Raw genomic sequence first — 13,927 nt, forward strand, 5'->3', positions numbered from 1 at the left:
CCGCTGCCCTGTCGGGTTGCGCTGCCGGGGCGCGGCGGGTCGGACGGCGGACTTACGGCGAGCGGACGGCCCCCCACGTTTCTACCCGGTGCGACCGGGCGCGGCAGGCCGGACGCGGCAGGCGCGTCGTGCGGAAATCGTGGGGGCTTTGCGCAGGCTCAGATGCCCAGCTGGAACACGCCCCAGTAGGTGAGCCACAGCAGCAGGGACGCCGCCCCCACGAGCGTGCACCACAGCGTCAGGACGGCGGGCCAGCCGCGGGCCACGACGGCGTCGTGGTCGCCGGCCCGGCGCGCGGCGCGCACGTCCACGGCCCGCTGCACGACGATCGCCGCGGCGACCACCGTGACCAGCCCCAGCACGCGCACCCCGATCCAGCCGCCCTGCACGACCAGGTCGTCCTGCTCGTAGTCGAGGGCCAGCCGCGCCACGGCCATGAGGTAGACGACGAGCGCCACCGTGGTCAGCACCGAGCCGAGGCTCAGGCACAGGAGGGCCCGGCGCAGGCCGCGCGCCAGGTGGGAGCGGGCGACGGCGTCCGGGACGCCGCGGCCGACCGCCATGAGCCGCCGCACGAGCGCGACGGCGCCCCACACCACGGGGCCGAGCACGAGCAGCACGATGCCGCCCGCCACGGCGCCCACGATGATGTCCCCGTTGCCCCACCACGCGGGCCGCGGCAGCGGCTCGGCGAGGAAGAGCTGGTTGGGGGTGGCGCCCGCCACCCGCGGCGGCGCGTCGGCGGTGGCCGGCAGGCCGGCGATCCAGACGGCGAGGTCGCGCGGGAACTCCGGCACGAGCTCGCCGCCGACCCGCAGGCCGTGGTTGGCGTCGGCGTAGTAGCGCACCGTCACCGGCGCGGAGCTGCCGCCCACGGCGGTGTCCGCGATGACCTTGCGCGCGCCCTGCTCGACCGGCATGGAGGGGTCGCCTGTGCCGTAGACCACCAGCACGGGCGCCGTCTGCTGCTCCAGGTACGGCGTGACGTCGAAGTCGGCGTAGTCGAGCCCGCCGCCCGGCACCTGCATGCCGACGGCGCGCGGGATGGCGCGGAACACCTCCTCGGGCACGTGGGTGTTGCGCAGGTAGTTGTCGACGGCGAACGCGGCCTGCTGGCGGGGCTGCACGACGGGGGCCGACGCCAGCACGGTGAACGCGATCGACGGGTCCGCGGCCTGCATGACCGGCACGATCCACGTGCCCTCGGACTCGCCGTAGACGCCGACGGCGGCCGGGTCGACCGTCGGCACCTCGCGCAGGTGGTCCACGGAGCGCTGGTAGTCGGCGGCCATCGCGACGTAGTCGCGGTGCAGCGTGGTGTAGGTGTCGAGCCGCTTGTCCGGCACGAGGGTGACGACGCCGGCGCTGGCGACCTCGCTCGCGACGTCGGTGAACGCCACGCTCGCGAGGCCGGTGCCGGCGCCGTGCACGAACACCATGCCGGGCAGGTCCTCCCCCGCGCCGACGGGCTCGCGCAGGATGCCGTCCACCTCGGTGCCGTCGAGCCGGATCGTCACGTCGGTCTCGCGGACCTCGAACGTGCCCGGCGCGTGCACCGCGCCCGCGGCCGCGAGCTCCGCGGCGCCGCCGATCGCGGTGTCCGACGTCGCCGGCTGGAGGTGGTCGACGACCGGGACCGGGTCCCAGGACGGGCCCGCCAGCGACCCGATCACCGCCAGCCCCACCAGGAGCGCCGCGCTCGTCGTCACCGTCCGCACAATCACCCCGGGAGCCTACCGACTCCCGGGGCGGCCCCGGCGCGGCGTCGGGACGCCCGGGTCAGAACCCCAGCCGGCGCAGCTGCTTGGGGTCGCGCTGCCAGTCGCGGGCGACCTTGACGTGCAGGTCGAGGTAGACGCGGGCGCCGAGCAGCCGCTCGATGCCCTGCCGGGCGCGGGTGCCGACGTCGCGCAGCCGCGCGCCGCCGCGGCCGATGACGATGGCCTTCTGCGAGTCGCGCTCCACGTACAGGTCGACGCGCACGTCGAGCAGGGGCGGCCGGCCCGACTTCTCGTCGCCGCTGCCGGGCCGCTCGACGATCTCGTCCACGACCACGGCCAGGGAGTGCGGCAGCTCGTCGCGCACGCCCTCGAGGGCGGCCTCGCGCACGAGCTCGGCCACCATGACCTGCTCCGGCTCGTCGGTGAGCTCCCCGCCCGGGTACAGCTCGGGCCCCTCGGGCAGGTGCTTCACGAGCACGTCCGCGAGCTCGTCGACCTGGTAGCCGTCGCGGGCGGAGACCGGCACGATGTCGGCCCACTCGCGGTCCACCTCGCCCGCGAGCGCCTGCACGGCCAGCAGGTGCTCGACGAGCGTGGCACGGTCGACCAGGTCGGCCTTGGTGACGACGGCCACGACGGGCACCGCGCGGCGGCCGGTCATCAGGGGCGCGAGCTGGCTCGTGATGAACCGGTCGCCGGGGCCGACCTTCTGGTCGGCGGGCAGGCAGAAGGCGATGACGTCGACCTCGCCCAGCGTCTCCTTGACCAGGTCGTTGAGGCGCTGGCCCAGCAGGGTGCGGGGCCGGTGCAGGCCTGGGGTGTCCACGAGGACGAGCTGGGCGTCGGGGCGGTGGACGATCCCGCGGATCGTGTGGCGCGTCGTCTGCGGCCGCGCGGACATGATCGCGACCTTCTCCCCCACCAGCGCGTTGGTGAGCGTGGACTTGCCGGCGTTGGGCCGCCCCACCAGGCAGGCGAACCCGGAGCGGTGGGCGGCCTCGGTGGCGGTCTCGGTCTGGGTCACGGGTGCTCCCTCTGGTCGGACGTGCGCGCCTCGGCGCCGTCTGCTGTGTCCTGCTCGGTGGTCTCGGCGCGGCTGACCAGGAGCGTCGCGAGCTGCTTGCGCCGCCCCTCCACCCGGTCGGCCACGAGGTGCAGCCCGCCGACGTCGGCGGCGGAGCCGGCCAGCGGCACCTTGCCGAGCGCCTTGGCGAGCAGGCCGCCGGCGGTGTCGACGTCGTCGTCGTCGAGCCGCAGGTCGAACAGCTCGCCGAGCTCGTCGACGGGCAGCCGCGACGGCACGCGCCACACGCCGTCGCCGAGCTCCTCCGGCTCGACCACGGCGACCCGGTCGTGCTCGTCGGTCAGCTCGCCGACGAGCTCCTCGAGCACGTCCTCGATCGTCACCAGGCCGGCCGTGCCGCCGTACTCGTCGATGACGACGGCGATGTGCGCGGAGGTCTGCATCTGGCGCAGCAGGTCGTCGACCGGCTTGGACTCCGGCACGAACACCGCCGGGCGCACCACCTCGGCCACGGGCCGGTCCCCCGCCGACGGGTCGGTGTCGAGCACGCGCGCGACGTCCTTGAGGTAGGCGACCCCGACGAGGTCGTCCACCGACGCGCCGACGACCGGCAGCCGTGAGAACCCGGACCGCAGGAACAGGCGCATCACCTTGCGCAGCGGCGTGTCCCGGTGGGTGGTGACCATGTCGGTGCGGGGCACCATGACCTCCCGGGCCAGCGTGCCGCGCAGCTCGAGCACGGAGCGGAACAGCTCGCGCTCGTCCTCCTCGAACACCTGCGACTCGCCGACCCGCTCGACCATGTCCCGCAGCTCGGCCTCGGTGGGCGGCGCCTCCGGCTCGCGCTGCACCGAGCGGCGCACCGCCCACGCCGTCGCGCGCGCGACCACGGTGAGCAGGCCGGACAGGGCGAGCAGCACCCGCAGCGGGCGCCGGTGCCCGATCCGGCGCGGGCTGACCCGCACGGTCACCAGCCCCGCGACCACGCCGAGCACGAGCAGCACCAGGAGCGTCTGCCACCAGGCGGGCAGCCAGCCCGCCAGGGCGAGCGTCAGCGCGCCCAGGGCGACGATCTCGGCCGCGGCCCGCACGATGCCCAGCGCGGCGACCGTCCCGGGCGGGTCGAGCAGGAGCGCCTGCGCGGCGCGGGCGTGGTCGGCGCGCGTCTCGGACCGCAGGCCCTCACCGGCCTCGGCCTCCGTGAGCGCGTCGACGAGCGAGGTGCGCGTGACCCGCAGGACGGCGGCCTCGCCGGCGGCGAGCAGCGCGGTGAGCGTCAGCCCCGCGGCGGCGACGACCAGCAGCAGGAGGGTGGGGGCGTCCATCGGTGCGGCCGGGCTCACCGGCCCGCGAGGAAGGTCAGCAGCAGGCGGCGCTGCAGGCCGAACATCTCCCGCTCCTCCTCCGGCTCGGCGTGGTCGTAGCCGAGCAGGTGCAGGATCCCGTGCGCGGTCAGCAGCAGCATCTCCTCGACGGTGGAGTGCCCGGCGACGACGGCCTGCTTGGCCGCCACCTCGGGGCACAGCACGATGTCGCCGAGGGTGCCGGGCGGGGTGACCTCGCCCTCCCGGCCGGGGCGCAGCTCGTCCATGGGGAAGGACATGACGTCGGTGGGGCCGGGCTCGTCCATCCAGCGCACGTGCAGGTCTGCCATGACGTCGGCGTCGACGAACAGGATCGACAGCTCGCTCAGGGGGTGCACGTGCAGCGCGTCGAGCACGAACCGCGCCAGGGCGGCGAACTCCGCCTCGTCGAGCCCCTCGACCGCGTACCCGGACTCGTTGTTGACCTCGATGCTCACCGGTCCTCCACCGCCGCGTCCCGCGCCTGGCCGTCGCGGCCCTCGCCGTCCCGGCGCTCGCCCCCGCGGCCCCCGCCGCCCGCGACCACCCGGCGCGCCGGGGCGCGCCGCGGGCGGTCCGGCCGGTCCGACCGGCCGCGCGCCGAGGTGGTGTCCCAGCGCGCGTAGGCGTCGATGATGTCGCTCACCAGCCGGTGGCGCACCACGTCGGACGACGTGAGGCGGCAGAACTCGACGTCGTCGACGCCGGTGAGGATGTCCTGGACCACGCGCAGGCCCGAGGCGGTGCCGCCCGGCAGGTCGACCTGCGTCGCGTCGCCGGTGATGACCATCCTCGAGCCGAAGCCCAGGCGGGTGAGGAACATCTTCATCTGCTCGGACGTGGTGTTCTGCGCCTCGTCCAGGATGATGAACGAGTCGTTGAGCGACCGGCCACGCATGAACGCCAGCGGCGCCACCTCGATCGTGCCGGCCTCGATGAGCTTGGGGATCGAGTCGGGGTCGACCATGTCGTGCAGCGCGTCGTACAGCGGCCGCAGGTACGGGTCGATCTTCTCGGTCAGCGAGCCGGGCAGGTAGCCGAGCCGCTCGCCGGCCTCGACGGCGGGGCGGGTGAGGATGATGCGGTTGACCTGGTGCGACTGCAGCGCCTGCACGGCCTTGGCCATCGCGAGGTAGGTCTTGCCCGTGCCGGCCGGGCCGATGCCGAAGGTGATCGTGTTGACGTCGATCGCCTCGACGTAGCGCTTCTGCCCCACGGTCTTGGGCCGGATGGTGCGCCCACGGCTGGACAGGATGTTGAACGTCAGCACCTCGGCCGGCCGCTGCGCCGTCTCGGCGGTCAGCATGCCGACCGAGCGGCGCACCACGTCCGGGGTGAGCTCGGTGCCCGCCTCGACCACCTCGACGAGCTCGTCGAGCAGGCGGGAGACGAGCGCGACGTCGCCGGCGGGGCCGGCGACGGTGATCTCGTTGCCGCGGGCGTGCACGTTCACCTGCGGGAAGCCGTCCTCGACGGCTTTGAGCACCGAGTCGCGGCTGCCGAGCAGCGCCACCATCGGCACGTGCGGCGGTACGACGATGCGGTGCTCGCTGGGGTGCTCCACGCGGGAGTCGGGTCGGGGTGATGTGGCGGTCATGGGCCGGCTGGACGCCGCTGCACGCTCCTCGTTCGACGGTTCGCTCGACGGTCTCCCATTCTATCGGCGCCGCCCCGCCGCCCACCACGCGATAGCCGGGGCACCGGTCAGGCGGGCGTCCAGCCGAGCTGCTTGCCGGAGATGACGTGCCCGTGCACGTGGAAGACGCTCTGGCCCGCGCGCGGCCCGCTGTTGAAGATCAGCCGGTACTGGCCGTCGGCCAGGTCCCCGGCCACCTCGTCGGCCAGCGCGACCAGGTCCGCCAGCAGCAGCGGGTCGGCCGCCGCGAGCACCGCCACGTCGCCGTGGTGCTCCCGGGGCACCACCAGGCAGTGCACGGGCGCCTGTGGGTCGATGTCCCGGAAGGCGACCGACCGCGGGGTGGTGGCCACGACGTCGGCCGGCACCTCCCCGGCGACGATCTTGCAGAAGAGGCAGTCCTCGGTGTCGGCGCTCATGCAGCAGAACCTACCGCCGGGTGGTCGCCGCCCTCATCCGCAGCGCCACGGCGGCGCGGACCGGCCACGACCCAGCCCCGGCGCCACAGCCCCGGCGCCACAGCCCCGGCGCCTCGGCCCGGTCCCTCAGCCCCAGCGCCCGAGCCGCTCGCTGAGCAGCGCGACGGCGACCGGCCCGGCCGTGGAGGTGCGCAGCACGTGCGGCCCGAGCCGCGCGGCCGTGGCGCCGGCCTCGACCAGCGCGGCCAGCTCCGTCTCGGCGATGCCGCCCTCCGGCCCGACGACGACGAGCAGCTCCGGCACCGGACCGCCCGGCGTCGCCGCCGGCAGCGGCACGGCCGCCAGCGGCGTCGTCGCCTCCTCGTGCAGCACGACGACGGCGCCGCCCGCGGCGACGACCGCCCGGGTGCGCGCGGCGAGCTGCTTGGTGGTGTGCGCGTCGTCGACGGGCGGGAGCCAGGCCCGGCGAGCCTGCTTGGTGGCCGACCGCACGGTGGCCACCCAGCGGGCGTGCGACTTCGCGGCGCGCTCACCGCGCCAGACCACGACCGAGCGCTCGGACTGCCACGGGACGACGGCGTCCGCGCCGACCTCGACCGCCGCCTCGACGGCCAGCTCGTCGCGGTCGCCCTTCGCCAGGGCCTGCACCAGCGTCACGACGACGTCGGGCGCGGGCTCGTGCACGACGTCGTCGACCGTCAGCGTGAGGGTGCCGCCGTCGGCCTGCACCACCGTGCACCGCAGGCGGGTCCCGGCGCCGTCGACCACGTCGACGCGCTCGCCGGCGCGCTTGCGCTGCACGACGCCGGCGTGCCGGCCCTCGGTGCCGCCGAGCGTGTACGTGGCGCCCGGGGCGACGGCGGCGACCGGCGCGCCGCCGTCGGCGAGGAACACCGGCGCGCTCACGCGCCGCCCGCCGTCCGCTCCCCCGCGCCGGCCCGCGGGCGCGTCACCGGCCGCTCAGCTTGTCGCGCAGGCGGGAGAAGACGCCCGGGTGCGCGGCCGCGAGCCGCGGTTCGGGGCGCTCCTCGCCGCGCAGCGCGGCGAGCTGGCGCAGGAGCGCCGCCTGCTCGTCGTCCAGCGCGGAGGGCACCTGGACCTCCACGTGCACGTGCAGGTCGCCGCGCCCGCCGGTGTGCAGGTGGCCGACGCCGAGGCCCTTGAGCACCACGACCTGGCCGGGCTGCGTGCCCGGGCGCAGGTCGATCTCCTGGGCGCCGTCGAGCGTCTCCAGGTCCAGCACGGTGCCCAGCGCCGCCGCCGTCATCGGCACCGGCAGCGTGCAGTGCAGGTCGTCACCGCGTCGCACGAACGTCTCGTGCGGCTTCTCGCGGACCTCGACGTACAGGTCGCCCGCCGGCCCGCCGCCGGGGCCGACCTCGCCCTGCGCGGTGAGCTTGATGCGGGTGCCGGTGTCGACGCCGGCCGGCACGTTGACGGTCAGCGTGCGGCGCGAGCGGACGCGGCCCTCGCCGGCGCAGTCGGGGCAGGGCTCCGGGATGACGGTGCCGTAGCCGCCGCACGCGGAGCACGGCGCGGTCGTCATGACCTGGCCGAGGAACGAGCGGGCGACGCGCTGGACGTGGCCGCGGCCCTGGCAGACCTCGCACGTGCGCAGCTCGGTGCCCGGGCGCGCGCCCTTGCCGGTGCAGGTGGAGCACACGACGGCGGTGTCGACCTGCAGCTCGCGCTTGGTGCCGAACACGGCCTCGGCGAGCTCGACGTCCATGCGCACCAGGGCGTCCTGGCCGCGGCGGGCACGGGGCACGGGCCCCTGGGTTGTCTGCCCGCCGCCGAAGAACGTCTCGAAGATGTCCTGGAAGCCGAAGCCGGCGCCGAAGCCGCCGCCCGCGCCGCCGCCCGGCGCCGTCGGGTCCACGCCCATGTCGTACTGCTGGCGCTTCTCGGGGTTGGACAGCACCTCGTAGGCGCGCGCGACGTCCTTGAACCTCTCCTCGCCCGCCTCGCCGGCGACGTCGGGGTGCAGCTCCCGGGCGAGCTTGCGGTACGCCTTCTTGATCTGCTCGGACGTGGCGTCCCGCGGGACGCCGAGGGTCTCGTAGTAGTCGGCCACAGGTCTCTCTTGGGTCGGGGGGTCAGTGGGGCAGCACGCGCGAGAGGTACCGCGCCACGGCGCGGACGGACGCGATGGTGCCGGGATAGTCCATGCGGGTGGGCCCGATGGAACCGAGGATCGCGACGGGGTCGCCGCCCTCGTCGCCGGAGCCGTAGCCCGACGTCACCACGGACGCCTGGGCGAGCCCCTCGAGGCGGTTCTCGTGGCCGATGCGCACGGCGACGCCGTCCACGGCCATCTCCGTGAGCAGCCCGAGCAGCACGACCTGCTCCTCGAGGGCCTCGAGCACCGGGCTCAGGCCCTGCTCGAAGCGCATGCTCGCGCGGGCGAGGTTCGCCGTGCCGGCCAGCACGATGCGCTCCTCGTTCTCCTCGCCGAGCGTCTCGACGACGGTCTCGGCCACGGCCGTGGCGAGACCGACGAGCGTCGGGTCGAGGCGCTCGACGACGCGCGCGAACGCGACCGGCAGGTCCGTCAGGCCCTTGCCCGCCGCGGCGGCGTTGAGCCGCGCGCGCAGCTCGCCGAGCGTGACGTCGTCGAGGACCGGGCCGTCGTCCGGGTCGGCGGGGCGCGGCACCTCGAGGTAGCGCTGCTCGACACGGCCGGTGTCGGTGATGACGACGACGAGCAGCCGCTCGGCGCCGACCGGCACCAGCTCCAGGTGGCGCAGGCCCGAGCGCCGCAGCGACGGGTACTGCACCACCGCGACCTGGCCCGTGAGCTGGGCGATGAGCCGCCCCGCGCGGGTCAGCACGTCGTCGAGGTCCACGGCCTCGGACAGGAACGTCTCGATGGCGCGCTTCTGCGGCGACGTCAGGGGCCGGACCTCGGCGAGCCGGTCGACGAAGAGGCGGTAGCCCTTGTCGGTGGGGATGCGCCCCGCCGAGGTGTGCGGCTGCGCGATGAGGCCGGCCTCCTCGAGGGCGGCCATGTCGTTGCGGATCGTGGCGGGCGAGACGCCGAGCCGGTGACGCTCGGTGAGCACCCTCGAGCCGACGGGCTCGCGCGTCGAGACGTAGTCCTCGACGATCGCGCGCAGCACCTCAAGACGGCGTTCCTCGCTCACGAGCCCTCCTTCCCGCGGGGCAGCTCTTAGCACTCCTGCCTTCCGAGTGCCATCCTACGCGGGGGCGCCGACCTCGCCCGTGCCCCGTCGGTCACAGTGCGTCGGGCACGGCGCGTCGGGCACGGCGCGTCGGGCACGGCGCGTCGGGCACGGCGCGTCGGGCACCGCCTGAGGTACCCAGGCCGGAGGTCCCGCCCCGGAACCGGTCGGATGACCGATCCGCTGGCCTACCTCAGAGGCGCAGCGTGGAGCCATGAGCGCTGAGCTGTACCACGACACGTTCCGCCGGCACGAGGCCGAGGTCGCCCGCCGGCTCGAGCTGCGACGCCGCGCCGCCGAGCGCACCGCCGCCCCGCCCGCGGTGCGGGGCACGGCGGCCGGCGCACGGGCCCGGCGCGCCGCCGCGGGCCCGCTCGGGGGCGCGCTGCGGGGCGCCGTGCGCGGCCTGGCGACCCGCTACCACCACGCGTGACCCGCCCTCGTCGCGCGGGGCGTGTCGGTCGGCACCCCTGCGCGGCGTCGTCCTAGGCTCGCCGCCGTGCACGACCGCTACGGCTCCGACGTCCTCGCCTCCTCCGGCTCCAGCGTGCCCGGGCGCGTGAACGCCGTCCAGCACCACCGCGCGCGGCCCACCTCGCGACCGCAGGCCGCCGAGCCGGGGCTGGTGGTCGAGGAGGTGCAGACCGGCTGGGTCGGCGCCGTCGTGCGGGTCGAGAAGTCCGGTGGCGTGCACCTCGTGGTGCTCGAGGACCGCGCCGGCCGCACCCGCTCGTTCCCGCTCGGGCCGGGGTTCTGGGTCGACGGCGAGCCCGTGGTCCTCACTCCCCCGGTCACGTCCCGTGCGCCCGTCGCGCCGGGCCGCACGGCGTCCGGCTCTGTGGCCGTGCAGGGCCAGCGGGCCCGCGTGGCGCGCGGCTCGCGCATCTGGGTCGAGGGCAAGCACGACGCCGAGCTCGTCGAGAAGGTCTGGGGCGACGACCTGCGCGTGGAGGGCGTGGTCGTCGAGATGCTCGACGGCGTGGACAACCTCGCCGAGGCGCTCGCCGAGTTCGGCCCGACCCGCGAGCGCCGGGTCGGCGTGCTGGTGGACCACCTGGTGCCCGGCTCGAAGGAGCAGCGGCTCGCGGACGTGGCGCTGCGCACCGTGCCGGCCGGCACCGTGCTGGTGCTCGGGCACCCGTACGTCGACGTGTGGCAGGCGGTGAAGGCGGAGCGCCTGGGGCTGGAGCGCTGGCCGGTGATCGAGCGGGGCACCGAGTGGAAGCGCGGCGTCCTGCGCGAGCTGGGCTGGCCCGCCGCCGAGCAGGCCGACGTCGCGCGCGCCTGGCAGCGCATCCTGCGCAGCGTGCGCGACTACCGCGACCTCGACCCGGCCCTGCTGGGGCGGGTCGAGGAGCTCATCGACTTCGTCACGGCCTGACGGTACGGCACCCGGTCCGACACCCGGTCCGGCGCCCGGTCACACGGCCACCCGGCGGCCGTTGAGCCGCGTGTGCACGTACGCGCCGAGCAGCACCGCGACCGGCACGGCGACGAGCAGCCCCACGCCCAGGAGCAGCGCGCCGACGACGACCGTGACGGCGCCGAGCAGCGCGGCCAGCAGCGTCACCCCGAGGTTGCCCGTCACCTGCCGCACGCTGGAGCGCATCGCCGCCACGGCGTCGGCGCCCTGGTCGACGACGAAGTAGAGCGAGTAGTACAGCAGGACCGCCGCCACGAGCACGAGGATCCCCCCGAGGAGCGGGAGCAGCCCGAGCACGAGGTTGACCAGGCCCAGCAGGATCGCCAGCAGCACCACGTTGCCCGCGTTGCGGAGGCGGAAGAAGTCGCCGAGGCGCACCCGCCCCTGTCGGGCGGCGACCACGGCCCCCTGGACGAGCAGCGCGTACAGGACGAAGGCGACGATCTGCCCGACGGCGGAGACAAGCACGTCACCGAACGTCATCGCGGCGGCGGCGGCCGTCCGCAGCTCCTCGGGGTCGGCGTCGCGCACCGCGGAGACGCTCTCGCGGAGCTGGACGTTGGTGAGCGTCTGGACGACGGCGGCCAGGACGCCGACGAGCAGCGTCGCCAGGAGCCACCAGCCGGCGCTGCGGCCGAACGCCGACCACGCCCAGGAGTACCCCGTGCCGGCGGAGACCGGCCCGCCGTTGAAGCGGTCGCCGTACCCGCCGTACCCGCCGTACCCGCTGGGGCCGGCGCCCGGCGGGACCGGGGACGCGGCGGGCACGCCGTACTGCCCGTACCGCGGCTGGTCCGGCGGGCCGTACCCGGGCGGCGGGCCGTACCCGGGCTGCCCGGTGGCCGGCTGCTGCGGGGCGCCCGGGGGCGGCGGCTCGCCGGGCCGCGGCGGCTCGGGCCGGGACGGGTCCTGCGGCGGGACGCCGCCGGTGCTCTCGCTCATCGTGATCCCCTCGCGGTGCGGTCGCGGCCCCCTTGCGGCCACTCTCGCGCGCCGCGGCGGCCCGTGCCACCCTGCCGCCCGGCCTGCCCACGACCGCCGCGCTGACCTGCGGCGCGGCTCTGCGCGACGGGGCCCCACGGCGGTACGTTGGGCGTGCGGGGTCGGTCGGGAGGACCGGTCCGCGCGCCCACCGACGTCCCCAGGAGGCATCGTGTCCGAGCCGTCAGACCGCCCCGTGCCGCCGGGCGGTCCCGAGCAGCCCGCGCAGCCGGGTCCCGGGGCGCCGCAGCCGCCGTACGGGAGCCCGCAGCCGCCGCCCGCCGGCGGGCCCTACGGCCAGCAGCCGCCGTACGGGTCGCCCTACGGCCAGCAGGGGTACGGCCAGCAGGGGTACGGCCAGCAGGGGTACGGCCAGCCCACGCCGCAGCAGCCCTACTCCGGCTACGGACCGCGCCCCATGACGCAGGGTGACGAGAAGACCTGGGCGATCCTGGCCCACCTCGGCGGCGCCTTCCTGTCGTTCCTCGTGCCGCTGGTGATCTGGCTCGTGTTCCGCGAGCGCAGCCGGTTCGTCGACCAGCACGGCAAGGAGGCGGTGAACTTCCAGATCACCCTGGCGATCGGCTACGTCGCCAGCGTGCTCCTCATCCCACTGTTCTTCATTGGGGCACTCACATTTGCTGGCGTCTGGGTCTGCTCGGTGATCTTCTCGATCCTCGCCTCGGTGGTGGCCTCGCGGTCCGAGCCGTACCGCTACCCGGTGAACATCCGCGTCATCCGCTGAGCACCGCGGCCCGCCGCCCGGCGGGGTGCCGCACCGACGAGGGCCCCGACCGCGTGCGCGGTCGGGGCCCTCGTCCGTCAGCCTCGTCGTCGGACCTGCCGGCGGGCGGTCAGCCCCACAGGCGGCGCGAGGCGATCTCGGCGCCGCGCGCGAGCGTCTCGAGCTTGGCCCAGGCGATCTGCGGGTGCACGCGCCCGCCGAGGCCGCAGTCGGTGGAGGCGACGACGTTCTCGCGGCCCACCAGGCGGGCGAAGCGCTCGATGCGGTCGGCCACCAGCTCCGGGTGCTCCACGACGTTGGTCGCGTGCGACACCACGCCCGGCAGGATGACCTTGCCCTCCGGGAGCGTGCGGTCCTCCCAGACGCGCCACTCGTGCTCGTGCCGCACGTTGCCGGCCTCGAAGCTGTACGCGCCGGCGTCCACCTGGAGCACCTGGTCGACGATGTGCTCGAACCCGAGGTCGGTGGTGTGCGGGCCGTGCCAGGAGCCCCAGCACACGTGCAGCCGCACGCGGTCGGCGGGCAGCCCGCGCAGCGCGTGGTTGAGCGCCTCGACGCGCACCTGCAGCCAGCGCTGGTAGTCCTCGACGGCCGGCTCGGGGTTGACCTGGTCCCACGACTCGGCGAGCGACGGGTCGTCGATCTGCAGCACCAGCCCGGCGTCGAGGATCGCGGTGTACTCCTCGCGCAGCACGTCGGCCCAGGCGTAGAGGAACTCCTCCTCGCTGCCGTAGTGCCGGTTCGAGATGCGCGCGGCCGAGCCCGGCGACAGCGCCGCGACGAAGCCCTCGGCGGCGCCGGCGTCGCGCACCGCGCGGACGAGGTTGTCGACGTCGGCGGCGACGTCGTCCTGCCCGACGTACCGCAGCGGGCCGGTGGCCGTGGGGAACGCCGGCGGCGGCAGGTCGGGGTCGGCCAGGTGGATGCCCGAGCGCGGGTCGGTGTACGCCTCGGCGAACGCGGCGAGGTCGCGCCGGTCCAGGAAGCTGGTCAGCTCGACCGCACCGGGCTGCGACCGCTTCGGGGCGTCGAGGTCCGGGTCGTCGACGAGCTCCAGGCCGCCGGTGCGGTCGAAGGAGTAGGTCCACCAGGCGCCGTAGTCGATCGACTGCGTGCTGGCGTGCCCGTACTCGCCGTCGTTGACGACGTCGATCCCGGCCTGCACCTGGCGGCGCACGACGCCGGCGACGGCGTCGCGCAGGGCCTTGCGGTGCTGCTCGGGGGCGAGCGCGCCGTCCGCGCGGGCGGCGTTGGCCTCGAGCAGCTCGGGGCTGCGGGGCAGGGAGCCCACGTGGGTCGTGAGGATGCGGTCGGTGCTGCGGAGCATGCCGGGTCCTTTCCATCGGTCCTGGCGGTAGCACCGAGGGTGGCCCGGGGGCCCACCGGGTTGCTGCGGCGTCGTCGAGCCAGGTCTCTCGGCCGCTCTGGATGGGGTCGGCCCTATCTGACCACG

General features: G+C 75.5%; 14 protein-coding genes and 1 riboswitch. Of the genes, 3 read left to right on the forward strand and 11 right to left on the reverse strand.

Annotation, left to right across the window (positions count from 1 at the left end):
* Window positions 1-158 precede the first annotated feature (158 nt).
* The 9 genes from U5M74_RS03520 to hrcA all read right to left on the reverse strand — a co-directional run bounded on the left by U5M74_RS03520 (window position 159) and on the right by hrcA (window position 9,286).
* Window positions 159-1,724 carry an alpha/beta hydrolase family protein gene (locus U5M74_RS03520; protein ID WP_410906188.1) on the reverse strand — a complete coding sequence of 522 codons (1,566 nt, stop codon included), beginning with the start codon at window positions 1,722-1,724 and terminating at the stop codon, window positions 159-161.
* A 55-nt stretch (window positions 1,725-1,779) separates the two neighbouring features.
* Complete coding sequence (era, locus tag U5M74_RS03525; protein ID WP_410906190.1) at window positions 1,780-2,745, reverse strand: GTPase Era; 966 nt, start codon at window positions 2,743-2,745, stop codon at window positions 1,780-1,782.
* On the reverse strand, window positions 2,742-4,070 hold the full coding sequence (locus U5M74_RS03530; protein WP_410906192.1) for a hemolysin family protein: 1,329 nt from the start codon (window positions 4,068-4,070) through the stop codon (window positions 2,742-2,744). The genes era and U5M74_RS03530 overlap by 4 nt, the downstream gene beginning before the upstream one ends.
* A 14-nt stretch (window positions 4,071-4,084) precedes the next feature.
* The gene (gene ybeY, locus U5M74_RS03535; RefSeq protein WP_410906194.1) at window positions 4,085-4,546 is read right to left on the reverse strand and encodes an rRNA maturation RNase YbeY; all 462 of its coding nucleotides are present in this window, start codon (window positions 4,544-4,546) and stop codon (window positions 4,085-4,087) included.
* On the reverse strand, window positions 4,543-5,685 hold the full coding sequence (locus U5M74_RS03540) for a PhoH family protein (protein ID WP_410906196.1): 1,143 nt from the start codon (window positions 5,683-5,685) through the stop codon (window positions 4,543-4,545). Before U5M74_RS03540 ends, ybeY begins: the two co-directional genes overlap by 4 nt.
* 107 nt (window positions 5,686-5,792) lie before the next feature.
* Window positions 5,793-6,143, reverse strand: a complete 351-nt coding sequence (locus tag U5M74_RS03545; RefSeq protein WP_410906198.1) for an HIT domain-containing protein — start codon at window positions 6,141-6,143, stop codon at window positions 5,793-5,795.
* Between the two features lie 126 nt (window positions 6,144-6,269).
* Window positions 6,270-7,049 (reverse strand): 16S rRNA (uracil(1498)-N(3))-methyltransferase, encoded by a 780-nt coding sequence (locus U5M74_RS03550; RefSeq protein WP_410906200.1) that lies wholly within the window; start codon window positions 7,047-7,049, stop codon window positions 6,270-6,272.
* A gap of 43 nt (window positions 7,050-7,092) precedes the next feature.
* Complete coding sequence (gene dnaJ / locus U5M74_RS03555; protein WP_410906202.1) at window positions 7,093-8,217, reverse strand: molecular chaperone DnaJ; 1,125 nt, start codon at window positions 8,215-8,217, stop codon at window positions 7,093-7,095.
* A 22-nt stretch (window positions 8,218-8,239) separates the two neighbouring features.
* Entirely contained in the window at window positions 8,240-9,286 is a 1,047-nt protein-coding gene (gene hrcA / locus U5M74_RS03560) for a heat-inducible transcriptional repressor HrcA (protein WP_410906204.1), read from the reverse strand.
* Between the two features lie 253 nt (window positions 9,287-9,539).
* Here hrcA and U5M74_RS03565 point away from each other — a divergent pair, with 253 nt between their 5' ends.
* Both U5M74_RS03565 and U5M74_RS03570 read left to right on the forward strand, forming a co-directional pair.
* On the forward strand, window positions 9,540-9,758 hold the full coding sequence (locus U5M74_RS03565) for a hypothetical protein (protein ID WP_410906206.1): 219 nt from the start codon (window positions 9,540-9,542) through the stop codon (window positions 9,756-9,758).
* 66 nt (window positions 9,759-9,824) lie between these two features.
* On the forward strand, window positions 9,825-10,706 hold the full coding sequence (locus U5M74_RS03570; protein ID WP_410906208.1) for a DUF3097 domain-containing protein: 882 nt from the start codon (window positions 9,825-9,827) through the stop codon (window positions 10,704-10,706).
* Window positions 10,707-10,745: 39 nt separating this feature from the next.
* On the opposite strand, the gene U5M74_RS03575 is transcribed toward U5M74_RS03570, so the two are convergent.
* Window positions 10,746-11,690 (reverse strand): hypothetical protein, encoded by a 945-nt coding sequence (locus U5M74_RS03575; RefSeq protein ID WP_410906210.1) that lies wholly within the window; start codon window positions 11,688-11,690, stop codon window positions 10,746-10,748.
* Window positions 11,691-11,901: 211 nt separating this feature from the next.
* Between U5M74_RS03575 and U5M74_RS03580 the strand changes: the two genes are divergently transcribed.
* Window positions 11,902-12,474 (forward strand): DUF4870 domain-containing protein, encoded by a 573-nt coding sequence (locus U5M74_RS03580; RefSeq protein ID WP_410906212.1) that lies wholly within the window; start codon window positions 11,902-11,904, stop codon window positions 12,472-12,474.
* 109 nt (window positions 12,475-12,583) lie between these two features.
* Here the strand turns inward: U5M74_RS03580 and U5M74_RS03585 are convergent, their stop codons facing one another.
* Entirely contained in the window at window positions 12,584-13,801 is a 1,218-nt protein-coding gene (locus U5M74_RS03585; RefSeq protein ID WP_410906214.1) for a cobalamin-independent methionine synthase II family protein, read from the reverse strand.
* A gap of 9 nt (window positions 13,802-13,810) precedes the next feature.
* A riboswitch (SAM riboswitch) is annotated at window positions 13,811-13,909 on the reverse strand.
* Window positions 13,910-13,927: the final 18 nt, after the last annotated feature.

It is taken from the genome of Puerhibacterium sp. TATVAM-FAB25 (assembly GCF_046535855.1).
In the GTDB taxonomy this organism is placed as follows: Bacteria; Actinomycetota; Actinomycetes; order Actinomycetales; family Cellulomonadaceae; genus Puerhibacterium; species Puerhibacterium variabilis_A.

Coding starts and splice junctions, on each gene's coding strand:
- U5M74_RS03545 (WP_410906198.1), bottom strand. CDS start 6,143: ATGAGCGCCGACACCGAGGACTGCCTCTTCTGCAAGATCGTCGCCGGG.
- U5M74_RS03565 (WP_410906206.1), top strand. CDS start 9,540: ATGAGCGCTGAGCTGTACCACGACACGTTCCGCCGGCACGAGGCCGAG.
- U5M74_RS03540 (WP_410906196.1), bottom strand. CDS start 5,685: ATGACCGCCACATCACCCCGACCCGACTCCCGCGTGGAGCACCCCAGC.
- U5M74_RS03530 (WP_410906192.1), bottom strand. CDS start 4,070: ATGGACGCCCCCACCCTCCTGCTGCTGGTCGTCGCCGCCGCGGGGCTG.
- U5M74_RS03575 (WP_410906210.1), bottom strand. CDS start 11,690: ATGAGCGAGAGCACCGGCGGCGTCCCGCCGCAGGACCCGTCCCGGCCC.
- U5M74_RS03585 (WP_410906214.1), bottom strand. CDS start 13,801: ATGCTCCGCAGCACCGACCGCATCCTCACGACCCACGTGGGCTCCCTG.